Below are 13,179 nucleotides of genomic sequence, written 5' to 3'. Positions count from 1 at the left end.
CTAGCCTCTCCTTTCCAAATGCACGATTTCTGGATTTTTCGAATGTAACCCTCGTACAAGTGCAACGTTCGCTCGAGTGACAAATACTTGCGTTCGAAAAGCATAAACGGCGGTATCCCCAACAGAAACCGGTGTTCCTCGCTCAAGCCTTCCATAATAATCAATATACTCGGATGGCATAGGCTTTTCTTTTAAAAAAGTACGAAAGATGGTTTCAGGGTTATGTCCTACATATGCGCCCGTCACTTTCCCCCGCTCATAAAACCCACCTCCAAGAACATAAACATTGTCATCATCTTGATGGGATACTTCTGAAAGATAGATGATCGCTGGCCTCTCGGGAAGAGTGCGAACCGCATGAAGGGGAGTTGTCCCCGTCAACGCATGGCCTGGCTCACCATGGGTGATGCCTGCTCGTTTCAGCATCGGGATGGTTTCCGTACTCGTCGCACTCGGTCCGTTTACTTGTGTGATCGTGAAACCCGCTGACTCTAACTTTTCCTTCGCGTTTAGAAGTGTTTCGAGGTTTTTCGTAAACGTCATCTCTCCTCGATCATCATCCATCAATAACAGTGGAAAAGACGTGATGCCGACGACCTCAATTCCAGGAAGGTCTTGTAGAATTAAGATTTCTTCATCGAGTCGATCTAAATGAAACCCACCCCATTGACCTGGATAGATGGTATCACCATCTTGAACAACACGAAGGAGAACGTCCTGCTTCCTCCCTAACCTTACAGCAGCATCCGATACCTGTTTGGCTCGTTCTATTGTAAACACGGTCACAACTTCAGGGTTAAACGAAAGGACATCTTTCCACTGGTGCTTCCCGGGTTGCACGAGGTGCCCCACATTCCCAATTGCAACCCCTGATTTGTGAAGTCTCCTCGCTTCTTCAAATTCAACCGCAACTGCTTTCTCGATCCCATGTTCAGCAATCCATTTCCCTAGCTCACCGATCCGACCGAGCTGCTTACTCATAAAATATAGTGAGAACTCATTCTCTTCAGCTGCACGAGCCATCTGTTTCACGTTCTCCGCTACGGTATCGAGGTCGATGACATACGTATTGGGAGGAAGCGCTCCAGTTTGATGGAGGTTAACACCAGTCTTTATGAGCTCTGGATTTCTTTCCTTCGTAAGTGTTAGAAACAATCACAGCACCTCCCGTTTAATCTACTACAACTCCTCCATCACGTTGTTCAGAATCTCAACAACCGTATGCGCTCCTGCTTTCATCGGATTGATCCTCAACCCATAGTCTAAGAGATTCGGGTTATTCTCTAGAAAACTACCAGATACGCGATAGATCATCGGTACGAGCTCATACCGCGATTCCGCACCGACCGGATACGTCGCAGCTCCGAACGTTTTACTTCTTTCGATGACGTTTTTTGCAACAGGGTCGATCAACTCGACGATGACATTCTTTGATTGAGAGTTCGTTATGGTAGCTTTCCTCACGCCTGAAACTGCCCCTCGATTTAACAGCACGCATAAGTGGTCGACTTGCTCACTTTGAATGGCAAAAGATACAGGAGCAAACGGAATGGTACGGAGCAGCTCCATCGCTTCAGGACCTTGCACCTGGCTTCCTCCTGAATAATTCCGTTGATGGACAATTTCGATCGCATCCTTTTTCCCTACGGTGACACCCACACCTTCTGGACCTAGCAGCTTAAATCCTGAAAAGGTTGAATAATCTGCCCCAAGCTCAACGCCGATCTTTGCCATTTTTAACGCACAGTAATTATCATCGACTACAACATCGATCGTTGGATTCACTGATTTGACCGTTCGGATCACCGCTTCTAGTGAATACGTATCGTTCGGTTGCTGCCGCGCGTGCTGTACGTAAAAAACCTTTGCTTTTGTTGAAGAAGCTATTTCTTTAACAGTATCCAACTTATTGAAATCGACCTGTACAGGTTGAAGGCCCAACATACGAAACGTTTCCTTTGTTGTCATATAAATTGGAGCCGAATGGACGATGATTTCGTCCCCCGAACCTAACAGAGCACTCAACAGAGAGCGAATGGCTCCCGTTCCAGATCCCCTGACAAGTGCACCATGCTCGACGTTAAAGACATCGGCAAAAACGCGTTCTACTTTTGCAGTTGTTTTCGGGCGTTTGTAGGTTGGATGGAGCCCACGATCGCCGTCCTGAAACATGTCGTTATCTGTAAATTCCTTTGTCATTCGATCGACGATTTTAAATTGATAGCGCTTGGCTTCATCAATATCCATTTGAGCTAAAACAGATGCTACATCAATCATGAGCAAACCACCTTCTGACAAAAAGCACGTGCGGGATTCTCAATAAGAAGCATGTTCATGTCACGATCAGAAAAACCATGCTCTTTTAAAAGTGGCACAAATGAATTGAGCACGTAATCGTAGCCGATTCCTCCGTACTTATGCCAGTGAGATTTTCTAGTTAAGTCAGCAGATAGAAGAATACGAGATCCAAACCCTCGTTCGAACAAATATTGAAGCGATTGAAGACGCTCCGTGTCGGGACGATAATTGTTTTTTCCAATGGTATCGAACGCGACATACGCTCCTGCCTCTAAAACGGCAAGAATGCGAGCATCATCTGTATTGAGGTCCTGGTGCCCGATGATGAGCTGCTCCATATCGAGTCCAATTTTTAAAAAGAGCTCAACCTGCTCGACACCCATCGTACCCAGGGTCGTATGGGTCGTGACTGGCAATCCGCTTTCAATCGCCGCAACGCCAGCACCCATCAGCAGCTCCCTTTCAATCGGCTTAATTTCATTGTGACTGCTACCAATCTCACCAATCACGCCAGGGTACACCTCTGTTCCATCGATGCCATACCGAATTTCATAAAGCATATGCGAAGCAAAATCATCACGGTTCCAAGACGAAGACCGTGTAGGAAGAAATGGGTCTTTATAAAAACCAGTACTCGCGATAATGTGGACACCCGTTGCTTCACTAAGTTTCTTTAAAAGTGATGCATTTCTACCCATCCCCTCATTTGTAACTTCAACCATCGCTTGTCCCCCAGCGAGTTTGAAACGACGAAGTTCTTCTTCCATGCCTCCAACGTCGTCAAGGATGGTGTCGGGATCGTTTTTTATTCGTGAGAGATCGATACAAAGATGTTCATGAGCCGCGCATACACCTAATTCTGACGAAGAAATCTTACCGGTTACAGTTTGAATCATCGTGAATCCACCTTCCTTTTTACAGCTGCATGATACCAAGTAACACGAGAATATTTGCAAGAATTCCTACAGCGATCGCTCCGATTGGGCCAACTGCCATCCTCACTATCGGACGACCTGCAATTTCATTCAATAAGTAAAAACCAGCGATAATGAAGAAACCGAGGCCAGGTGCGATCGCATTCGCCGCATTCGCTCCACCGATCAAGAGTGCCACTTCTAATAGACGCGTCATCGCCGTACGAATGTTTTCACCCGACTGGCGAACACCTGGATACTTATCGAGAAAACGCGCTACTTTGCTAAGCAGCATGACTTCTAGAAAGATCGTAATGGCTCCAGCTACTAAAGCGACCCACACATTCGGAACGAGTAAGCCTACGACAAAAACAATCGTAAATCCGACGGGACCATACACACCCGTTGCGATCGCAGTACTCGCGACGAGAGGAATAAAGCCAAGTGCACGAGCTCCTGCTGCGATCGCACCGTCCGTTACTTTTCCTTCAGCGATTAAATTAAGTGAAATCGGATCACCCGCCATGATCAATAGATTCGTAGCTGCAGCGATCAGCCCACCCATGATCATAAAATACACAACGTGTTTCTTAATACGGTTCACACGTTCACTAAAAACGGAAGCAAGATCGATCCCACTTCCTTCTGAATCTGACTTCTGACGCACAGCATAGGTGATCAAGAAGATCATACCTGCGATCAGCGCCATTCCTTCCTGGTTCAACGTGACGGCTGTGCCGCCAAACGTCAAGACACCGCTTTCATTTAACCAAACGGCTAGCTGTCTCACGATTGCCGAAACGATAAACGTGAGTACACCTTTTTTTACACTAAACTGTAAGGCAACAGCGAGGGCTGGGAATGCCATGAACGTTACGACTACGGGTGATCCTACCTGCCCCATCGCATCGAGAAAGTTCAGCGGCAGTTTTTCAAAGAGTGCTACAAATCCTTCTAACCCTACTAATAACCCTGCACCATAGGCACCACCAATAACTGCAGCCACTGGTGTTCCCCACTTGTTTCTTGGTGTCATCAACCCAATGATGTCTGTTCCGAGGAGAATACTATGTATCAAAATAATGCTTGCTGTGATCGTAAACGGAATACCAAATCCGATAACGAGTCCAAAACTCATCGCAAAGGCTGTGACACCGAGCTCTTTACGCCCCATACGACCTTCCGTGTTTTCTGGTACGATCGGCCGCAAGCCATCATTGAAAACAGCCAGGTTCAAATTCGCCAAAACCGCCGCCATCGCACCGATCAGTATAATGAGCACCATTTCCATCATGCGATTCTCCTTTCAGATTATCGTGCTTTAATCGCCTTCATAATCATAGGTACGGCCGTTTCGATGTGATCTGATGTAAAACCGAAAGCTTTTTTCCCTGCTTTTACAGCTTCATTGATCTTCTCCTCATTTGGCTTACGTCCCGGCATAGATACTGTCTCGCACTGTGGCTTCCCTACGATCGCGATCGCCATGGCTAACGCGCCGCCACCACCCGTATGACATGCTCCAACGTAATAATCTGCTTGCCCTGTCTTTACAGCCATCGCAGCTTCAACATCCGATTTGATCGATGTCTCGACTCCTTCTGGTCCATACTCTTTTACGAGTGCTTCTACCTCTTTTTTATCAACTTGACCACCGATTACAATTTTCATTGCGATTGATCCTCCTTCAATTCTTGAAAAATAGATACATAGTGAATCTTTAAAAATGCGATTTCTGCTGGAGGAAGCTTTTCCCCCCAAACTGTTTCCACCCACTTGATTTCATCTAAAGCCGACTGCACGTGCTCATTTTTGTCCACCTCTGAAACTAATACCTCAGGCGGTTGATCGATCTTTTCTCCTCTAGACATTCGGGTGAGCGCTGTGGCAAGATGCGTCACAAGCATTTCAAGCTTGTTCTGAGGAAGATCAGTAGACTTACTTATTAACCGTTGTACAGCTTTTTCCGCTATCAGAGCCGCTTCAGGGCTTATCACTTTTCCCTCTTCTAGAATGTTGAGTCGCTCATTAATCGTCGTCAATGCATATAACCTCCAATATACAATATTTAGTATATTCGTTCCGTGATTAAGTGACGTTCTACTCTTAATACCTTGGATAACGTTTTCTATCTTCAACCTGCTGTTGAATGCGAATAACATTACTCAATGAAAGCTCACTTAAAAACTCATAAAGTTCGCTTCGATCTCGGTGTAGGAGCAAGCAAGCCTCGTTTACTTTTCTACTGATCTCAACAGCTTTTTGTGAGCGAAAAGCTCCTTTTCCCAAGCCTTCAGAGAGTGCAGTTTCATCTTTATTCCATACAGCAGCATCGATCTCGTGGTTTTTGAGCATCTCCATCAACTGCATATAATTCACTTCAATGAGCTCAACATCTAACCCTTCGACTTCATATTGCGTCATCATATGCTGATCCGCTGAAGAGTAGTCAATCCCAACTCTCATCCCAGGTTTGATTTCAGTAACCTTGCGATCTGCAAATAGAATTTCATGACCAGAAACATAGGAATAATTCCCGAAGGATTTCACGATTTCAACAGCGTTTGTTTCTTCAATCGCAAACTCCGCTGCAAGGCGTGACACGATTACAAAATCATACCTGCCTTCCTTCAGTGCGTCGATTCTATTCGATGACCCTCTCATGAATGCCAAATTAAAAGGAATTTTCATATCCTCGAACACTTGCACGAGTCCTGTTGCTAACCCTTCATATTTTCGTGAATATGGTAGCGGCATCGCACCCATAACAGCGCCAAGACCCGCAACTTCCCAAAGCAATTTCTTGTCCGTCTTAACCAGAAATGTCCCGAGGTGCCCTCTTGCTTCTAGTTCGATCGCCCCTATCTCTTGTAGTAATCGAAATGCTCCTTGAATCGTCCCCCTTCCAAGAGATGTTTCTGTAACGAAATCACTGACCCGAGGAATTCTGCTTCCTGGCTCGATGGATAACAATCTTCCAGCAATTCTCCTCGCTGCCAGACCATTCTTGTTGTATAATTTCTCCCACTTGCCGTCCAACGTCTCCACCTCAATATACAGTATTTTGTATTTTATAACGTCAGTGTAACGTAACGCGACTTTCATTTCAATGAATTTTCTGATTATTTAAGCGCTGCGCCTAGAATAGGGACTTCCCACCCATAGTAAACAATTCAAAATATTAGTGACTGACCCTCTAATATGATAAAATTTAGTCAAATCTCGAAGTACGGTATACGGTCTTCATTAAGTGAAACACTTAATAAGATCAGCGCATACGTTTGATGTGAATGATAGAAGGGGCAACAAAATGGAAACAGATACGGTCATATTATTTAGTGCGTTATTTTTAATCGGTGGCGTGATGATGGCGAAGTTCTCATCACGGGTAGGTGTGCCAGCTCTTGTTCTTTTCATTATCGTCGGAATGCTCTTTGGAAGTGACGGATTTGGGTTCATCTATTTCGATAACGCTTCATTAACCCAATCATTAGGGATCCTCGCACTTGTCCTCATTTTGTTCGATGGTGGTCTTCAGACTGAATGGCGTAGAACAAAAGCAGTCCTCCCTATTTCGTTATCACTCGCAACAATAGGCGTTTTGATTACGGCAGGTCTCTTCGGCGTGGCCGCAAAACTTCTACTGGATGTAACGTGGATCGAAGCTCTCCTTTTAGGTGCGATTGTTGGCTCTACGGATGCCGCTGCCGTGTTCTCGGTATTGAAAGGAAAAAATATTAAGACCAAACTTCAATCAACACTCGAAGCGGAGTCTGGATCGAATGACCCGATGGCAATGTTCTTAACGCTGTCTCTTCTTCAAGTGGCGATTGGAGAAAAAACGATTGGAGCTTCAGTCGTTCTTTCCTTCTTCTGGCAGATGGGTGTTGGACTCATATTCGGAGTTCTCCTAGGATACGCAGCATCCTGGGCCATGAAGAATATCGACCTTGGTTCGAACGGTTTATACCCTGTGTTCTCCATCGCCATCGCTCTGTTTACATACAGCGTGACAGATCTCATCAATGCAAGCGGTCTTTTAGCTGTTTACGCAGCTGCACTGGTACTCGGGAATACGAAGAGTCTTCCATATGGTCAGTCGATCTTCCGTTTCCATGATGGCATCGCTTGGTTGATGCAGATCCTCATGTTTATCATGCTTGGTCTCCTCGTCTTTCCTGCTGAGTTATTCTCTACATGGATCGTATTAAAAGGACTAGCATTATCAGCTATACTCATTTTCATCGCACGGCCAGTTGCCGTTTTTATATCAAGTATTCCTTTTAAATTCAATTTAAAAGAAAAAGTGTTTCTCTCGTGGGCTGGCTTAAGAGGAGCTGTTCCGATCGTACTCGCAACGTTCCCATTGTTGGCTGGTCTCGAAAACAGTCAGCTGTTCTTTAACCTCATTTTTTCAATCGTATTGACGTCAGCCTTGTTTCAGGGAACTACCATTCCTTTTATCGCAAAGCGTCTTGGTCTTACAGGACCAGAAGTTCATGTTCCATCTCATTCACTTGAGCTTGTTTCATCGACCACGGTAAACGCAGAGATGATTCCTTACACCATCACATCGTCTTCAAATCTCGTTGGACGAGAGCTATCAAACATTTCTTTTCCAGAAAAGGTTCTGGTGAGTGCGATCATTCGAGCAGATGAACTGATTGCGCCTTCTGGTGAAACGAAGGTGCAAGTAAACGATGTTCTTTACATCCTTGTTGAAAATCAAAAGCGATCAGAACTTGAAAAAGTTCTCGGTATTCGTAAAACGATAGGCGGATAAATTAAAGGGATCAGGTTGGACTACACCAACCTGATCCCTTTCTCTTATAGTTCGACGAGCTGCTTCTTACGCTCCTTAAAAATCGTCCAGTTCTTAAATCCAATCTCTTTCAGTGTTGCTCGAACTTCTTCAAATTCTTCTCCAACACGATCAGGCCAGTGCGCATCTGAACCAAACGTAACGCCTACCCCGTAGTGATGTGCCATCTCTAACATATCGTTAGCTGGATACCAGCCCCCACAGTCTTTATGCTTACCAGAAGTATTCACTTCGATCGTTGCATCTACTTCGCCAAGTCGCTTCAACGCTTTTTCCACTTCAGGAGTATGAACGTTTGTGAAGTCTGGATAAAAGCCCTTCATCGCATCGATATGTCCAAGAATATCGAACACACCACTTTCTGCAGATTCAACGATCAGTTGATAGTAATGCTCCTTTTCTTTTCTAACGTCCTCTTCCGTAACCTTTTCCCAACGCTTTTTATCAAAAATATTGACCTCGTTACTGTAGTGAACAGATCCGATGATGTAATCAAACGGGTATTGATCATAAATGCTCTTATATAACGAATAATGCTCTCGGAAGAAATCTGATTCCACACCTAACAACACGTCTATTTTACCGCTGTACTTTTCTTTTAGATTCAACACTTCTTCAACGTAAGAAGAAAATTCACTTTTCGCCATCGCAATACGCGGCTTCGCTCGATCTTCCTCACTCGCAAAAAAAGGTGAATGATCAGAGATACCGATCATCTGCAGATCATTTTTTATCGCAGCTTGTATGTAATCCTCAATCGTTGCCTCTGCATGACCGCAGCGTTCATGGTGCGTATGAAAATCGAATTTCATATAGATTTCCCCTTTCCAAAATATAGGTCTTTTCATCATTATCCTATCACACAGCTTAATTAAGAGAGAGACAAATGCACAATATTTATTATTTTCTAACTTATACACCCGTTTTACCATTAGATTTGTGAAGGAATTATTAATTTTTTTGAGAGGTTTGGTCTACCCACCTTACCTAAAAAGCCATTACCATCCACCTGCATAATTCCATATTTATCTATGAAACATGATTCGATCTAACCATTTCACATAGATTCTGTTGTGCGGATCAGGTGTCTGTGCTAAATTCCTGTTGTTCAAAACAGCCCTCCGTTCCCTTCGGTAAGGCGTTTTGTAAAGAACCATTTACATTGAGCACTTAGGAGGATGATTAGATTGAAGCGTCTATTTAATTTAGCAATACTGTCTCTTAGTCTACTATTAGTAGCTAGCATGATTCCTGGTACAATCGTATCGGCGGAGGAAGAAGCATCCCTTCTAGATCCAAATAAACGTTTAAACGTAGCTCACAGAGGGGCTTCAGCTCATGCCCCTGAACATACAATCCCTTCATACAAGCTTGGTGAACGAATGAATGGCGATTACATTGAAATCGATCTACAGATGACAAAAGATGGTGTCCTTGTTGCGATGCACGATGAACGTGTTGACCGCACGACTGACGGAACAGGTCTTGTAAAAGATTTTACGCTTGAAGAATTAAAGAAACTTGATGCAGGAAGCTGGTTTAACGAAGAAAATCCTGAGAAGGCGAAACGTGCTTACCAAGGTCTTGAAGTTCCAACGCTTGAGGAAGTGATCCAGACGTTTGGAAACGACTCTCGCTACTATATCGAAACGAAATCCCCTGAAGTCTATCCAGGCATGGAAAAAGAATTGCTTCGTGTACTAGAAAAGTATGAGCTTACTCCAAAATATGAGGAACGCGGAAAAGTTCTCGTGCAATCCTTCAGTAAAGCGAGTCTATTAAAAATGCATGACCTTGCACCTGACATGCCGTTAGTACAGCTAATTTCTTATAAAACGCCAGCTACGATTACGGAGCAAGAGCTAGCAGAACTCAGCCGATACGCTGTTGGTATAGGAATGTCATACACAAAAATTGATCAAGAATACGTTGAGAAAGTAAGAGAATCTGGCTTACTGATTCACCCTTACACAGTCAATGAAAAAGAAGACATGAAACGCCTACTTGACTGGGGAGTAACTGGAATGTTTACGAATTATCCAGACCGTTTGGACGATGTTATGGATGATTTTAATGATGAAGATGAAGAAGGCGAAGATGATGATGAGAATGAAGAGGATGAAGATTGATCGATCATTCTATTCGTTTATAAAGTCCGGCATGAGTTCGCTTGTGCTGGGCTTTTTTTAGTTGGTTTTAAAAGTGAATTCTTTTTCGTCTCCTACTAGGATAATTGCTCTCTCAAGAAAGCACATCTAGCCTCTTCACTTTTTTACACTCACTTGCTCAATATTTCACATAAAGTGATTCAACTGTGATATACTGAAACCGCTCCTAAATATTGGTTACGTGATTTCTGAAAGGATGCGTGTTTTATATGCTAAAAAAGAAAGCCTTGATCACTGGATTAACAATCATTACTTACATATTGTTCTTAGTTATAACTGGATTCTTCCACTCTGATGGAGTGGCTACAACTTTTTGGTTCACCTTTTACGGTGTCCCCATCATGCTGATGATCGGTACTCCAGTGAATATATTGGCTGGTTTCATTACTAGGAATCTAGTTCCGTTCCGCTTTTTGGTAAATTTAATGGTCCATATTATCCCCGCCTATATTGCAGGAATACTCTTTTTTAACGGATACCTCTTTCATGGGGACGGCGGATTTCTTCAACTGTTCCCGCTCGGCATCGCGTGTATTTATTTTATATACGATGAATTGATTTACCATGACGGACGTCATAAAAAGAGTGCCCTTCTATTGCCGCTCGTACCAGTTGTCATATTAGGGACTGCTTACATGCCCATTTTGATTGAATTCTACGCGCAGGAAAAAACAGTCGATCGTATTGAGGAAAGCGGGCCACCTGTGGCGGAAGTCACCCTTCAAAACGAATCAAAAAAAATCAGTACAGATTATTGCACTGAAGGATATACATACAATAGTTGCCACGAAGAGACGAAGCCAACCATCTTACCACTGGCTGATATTGGTGATACGACATTCAGTTATAATGGACCTGCACAATTGTCTTTTGAGGTAACCAATGCAGAGAGCATTTCATTTGAATACGTTGTGACATACTACGTAAACAGCAAACAAAAGCAGTTGAAATCAAAGACGCTAGCTAGCAACACCGTGACGCTTCCAGCTGACATTCCAGAACAAATCATAAAAGTCGAAGGTTACGGAAACAAAGACGAAAAGATCACCTTCTTTGTAGGCTTAAGGAACGGCGTTCGCTATAACCCAGAAAACGAGGGAATCGAAAACATCGACTAACTTTTCGACAAATTAACAGAAAAAACGGGTGGTGCCAGGCACCACTCATTCTTTTGGCTCAGGTACTTATAGCTATTTTGAGCAATATTCTGAAAACTTATGTTTCCTGTGTTTACTGAGTTCGTTCCTTTCTGTATACTGAAAATCGAAACGTTTCACCAAAAATCAAAAGGATGTGTAATGATGAAGAAAATCTTTTTTCTATTGCTCGTTTTTGGGTTGATCGTAGGCAGTTCTTTACCTTCCACTGCTGGTGCTCATGGCCCTTCTAAAGGGAAAGAGTATGCTTTCTCCAAACAATTGGAAGCGATTTCAAATAAAACATATCGATATTTCGAAGACTTTACTGATGAAGAAACTGGACTTACTTATGATGCCGTTCGAATGAACGATGGTGAAATGGAAGTGCAAGATTTTACATCACCAACCAATATCGGGATGTACTTTATGAGCACCGTATCGGCTGAAGAGGTTGGCATTATCTCTAGAGAAGAAGCAGCATCTCGCATACAAACGAGTTTAGACACGTTAGAAGGCCTTGAGAAATGGAATGGCCTCTATTATAACTGGTACTATACGAAAGATGGTTCATTGATGAAAGACTGGGGAGAGTTCATCTCTACTGTCGATAATGGTTGGCTTTCAGCTGGGCTGATCGTTGCCGGGCAAGCTTATCCAGAACTGAACGAACGAACGAGTGAACTGGTAGAAGCAATGGACTATTCAACGCTTTATGACCCAGAAGTTGGACAAATGCGCGGTGGCTATGATGTGAAAGCAGGAAGCGTTACAGAACACCATTATGGCGCTTTTTACACTGAACCCCGCGTTGCTAGCTACATCTCCATCGGAAAAGGCGATGTACCGGAAGAACACTGGTGGAAAATGCACCGTACGATGCCTGATAGCTGGGATTGGCAGTCTCAAAAACCTGAAGGATACACAGAAACATATGACGGTGTCGAGGTCTTTGAAGGCCACTATACGTACAACGATCAAAAGTATGTACCTAGCTGGGGCGGCAGCATGTTTGAAGCGCTCATGCCAGGACTTGTATTAAAAGAAAAAGAACTTGGGAAGAATGCTCTTGGTCTTAACAACAAGCGCCATGTTGATATTCAAATTGAGTATGCTACAGAGGAAATGGGCTTCGAAGCATGGGGGTTATCTCCAGCAGCCACTCCAGAAAACTACTCTGAATTTGGAGCTACTCCTCTTGGAATGAGCGGCTACAGTGCTGAAGGGGCAATCGTGACACCACACGCTTCCTTCCTCGCACTTGAATATGCACCAAAAGAAGTGTACAAGAACCTGAAAACATTAAAGGAGTTTGGAGCTTACGGGAAATATGGATTCCTTGACTCCGTTAACGTAGATACAGGTGAAGTAACGCAAGCTTACTTAGCTCTAGACCAGGGAATGTCTATGGTCGCGATGGCGAATTATCTTAAAGATGGTGTAATAAAGGACTATTTCCATCAAGATGAGATTGGAAAAGATCCTGAAGACTTATTGATCAAAGAAATGTTTTCAATTACCGAGTAAGGAGATGTCGGATACTATAGAGATATTTTTATTATGATCTTTTAAAAACCTGACACAAAGTACCCTTTTTAGTTTTGCAAGGTTGACGTCGATTTATCATAGAGTATTTTGATGCATACTGGTATATAAAATGAACATATCATCTCATCCACGGTAAAGAGATAGCCCAATATTTTTTTGTAGCACTTATACAAAAAAATTGGGCTTCTTCACTTAATCCGTAATCTGTTTAAATTCAAAGCGTGGAACTTTTGCAGATGTAGTCTCAAGCTAATAAAAGATACATATAAAAAAGCAGCCCGTAGGCTGCCTTA

At 43.4% G+C, this 13,179-nt stretch carries 12 protein-coding genes; 4 read left to right on the top strand and 8 right to left on the bottom strand.

Annotated elements, in window-relative coordinates; translation table 11 throughout:
- From ACXAEY_RS02875 to yhfZ, 7 genes are all read right to left on the bottom strand, one after another.
- Positions 1–1,155, bottom strand: a complete 1,155-nt coding sequence (locus ACXAEY_RS02875) for a YhfX family PLP-dependent enzyme (RefSeq protein ID WP_474810379.1) — start codon at positions 1,153–1,155, stop codon at positions 1–3.
- A 24-nt stretch (positions 1,156–1,179) separates the two neighbouring features.
- Positions 1,180–2,277 carry an aminotransferase class V-fold PLP-dependent enzyme gene (locus ACXAEY_RS02870; protein WP_474810378.1) on the bottom strand — a complete coding sequence of 366 codons (1,098 nt, stop codon included), beginning with the start codon at positions 2,275–2,277 and terminating at the stop codon, positions 1,180–1,182.
- The gene (locus tag ACXAEY_RS02865; protein ID WP_474810376.1) at positions 2,274–3,194 is read right to left on the bottom strand and encodes a phosphotriesterase family protein; all 921 of its coding nucleotides are present in this window, start codon (positions 3,192–3,194) and stop codon (positions 2,274–2,276) included. Before ACXAEY_RS02865 ends, ACXAEY_RS02870 begins: the two co-directional genes overlap by 4 nt.
- A 19-nt stretch (positions 3,195–3,213) precedes the next feature.
- Positions 3,214–4,503, bottom strand: coding sequence for a YhfT family protein (locus tag ACXAEY_RS02860; protein ID WP_474810374.1), 1,290 nt, complete (start codon positions 4,501–4,503; stop codon positions 3,214–3,216).
- A 20-nt stretch (positions 4,504–4,523) separates the two neighbouring features.
- Entirely contained in the window at positions 4,524–4,883 is a 360-nt protein-coding gene (locus tag ACXAEY_RS02855) for a DUF2620 domain-containing protein (RefSeq protein ID WP_270180204.1), read from the bottom strand.
- The gene (locus tag ACXAEY_RS02850) at positions 4,880–5,254 is read right to left on the bottom strand and encodes a PRD domain-containing protein (protein WP_270180205.1); all 375 of its coding nucleotides are present in this window, start codon (positions 5,252–5,254) and stop codon (positions 4,880–4,882) included. Before ACXAEY_RS02850 ends, ACXAEY_RS02855 begins: the two co-directional genes overlap by 4 nt.
- A 64-nt stretch (positions 5,255–5,318) precedes the next feature.
- Positions 5,319–6,260: a GntR family transcriptional regulator YhfZ gene (gene yhfZ / locus ACXAEY_RS02845; protein ID WP_474814714.1), complete on the bottom strand. Its 942-nt coding sequence runs from the start codon at positions 6,258–6,260 to the stop codon at positions 5,319–5,321.
- A 262-nt stretch (positions 6,261–6,522) separates the two neighbouring features.
- Between yhfZ and ACXAEY_RS02840 the strand changes: the two genes are divergently transcribed.
- Entirely contained in the window at positions 6,523–7,995 is a 1,473-nt protein-coding gene (locus ACXAEY_RS02840; RefSeq protein WP_474810371.1) for a potassium/proton antiporter, read from the top strand.
- A 44-nt stretch (positions 7,996–8,039) separates the two neighbouring features.
- Here ACXAEY_RS02840 and ACXAEY_RS02835 read toward each other — a convergent pair whose 3' ends face one another.
- Entirely contained in the window at positions 8,040–8,846 is an 807-nt protein-coding gene (locus ACXAEY_RS02835; RefSeq protein ID WP_474810369.1) for a histidinol-phosphatase, read from the bottom strand.
- 375 nt (positions 8,847–9,221) lie between these two features.
- Between ACXAEY_RS02835 and ACXAEY_RS02830 the strand changes: the two genes are divergently transcribed.
- The 3 genes from ACXAEY_RS02830 (at position 9,222) to ACXAEY_RS02820 (ending at position 12,865) form a co-directional block, all read left to right on the top strand.
- Positions 9,222–10,163 carry a glycerophosphodiester phosphodiesterase gene (locus ACXAEY_RS02830; protein ID WP_474810367.1) on the top strand — a complete coding sequence of 314 codons (942 nt, stop codon included), beginning with the start codon at positions 9,222–9,224 and terminating at the stop codon, positions 10,161–10,163.
- Between the two features lie 248 nt (positions 10,164–10,411).
- Positions 10,412–11,320, top strand: a complete 909-nt coding sequence (locus ACXAEY_RS02825; protein ID WP_474810365.1) for a hypothetical protein — start codon at positions 10,412–10,414, stop codon at positions 11,318–11,320.
- A 183-nt stretch (positions 11,321–11,503) separates the two neighbouring features.
- Positions 11,504–12,865 carry a glucoamylase family protein gene (locus ACXAEY_RS02820; RefSeq protein ID WP_474810363.1) on the top strand — a complete coding sequence of 454 codons (1,362 nt, stop codon included), beginning with the start codon at positions 11,504–11,506 and terminating at the stop codon, positions 12,863–12,865.
- Positions 12,866–13,179 lie beyond the last annotated feature (314 nt).

The organism is Anaerobacillus sp. ABA4_114, assembly GCF_056159065.1.
The sequence above is the reverse complement of the archived record's forward strand: the minus strand, read 5'-3'. Positions and strand labels throughout refer to the sequence as shown.

What these genes read in the sequence shown, in the direction of transcription:
- ACXAEY_RS02870 (WP_474810378.1), bottom strand. Translation starts at nt 2,277, where the DNA reads ATGATTGATGTAGCATCTGTTTTAGCTCAAATGGATATTGATGAAGCC.
- ACXAEY_RS02840 (WP_474810371.1), top strand. Translation starts at nt 6,523, where the DNA reads ATGGAAACAGATACGGTCATATTATTTAGTGCGTTATTTTTAATCGGT.
- ACXAEY_RS02860 (WP_474810374.1), bottom strand. Translation starts at nt 4,503, where the DNA reads ATGGAAATGGTGCTCATTATACTGATCGGTGCGATGGCGGCGGTTTTG.
- ACXAEY_RS02855 (WP_270180204.1), bottom strand. Translation starts at nt 4,883, where the DNA reads ATGAAAATTGTAATCGGTGGTCAAGTTGATAAAAAAGAGGTAGAAGCA.
- ACXAEY_RS02835 (WP_474810369.1), bottom strand. Translation starts at nt 8,846, where the DNA reads ATGAAATTCGATTTTCATACGCACCATGAACGCTGCGGTCATGCAGAG.
- ACXAEY_RS02825 (WP_474810365.1), top strand. Translation starts at nt 10,412, where the DNA reads ATGCTAAAAAAGAAAGCCTTGATCACTGGATTAACAATCATTACTTAC.
- ACXAEY_RS02820 (WP_474810363.1), top strand. Translation starts at nt 11,504, where the DNA reads ATGAAGAAAATCTTTTTTCTATTGCTCGTTTTTGGGTTGATCGTAGGC.
- ACXAEY_RS02865 (WP_474810376.1), bottom strand. Translation starts at nt 3,194, where the DNA reads ATGATTCAAACTGTAACCGGTAAGATTTCTTCGTCAGAATTAGGTGTA.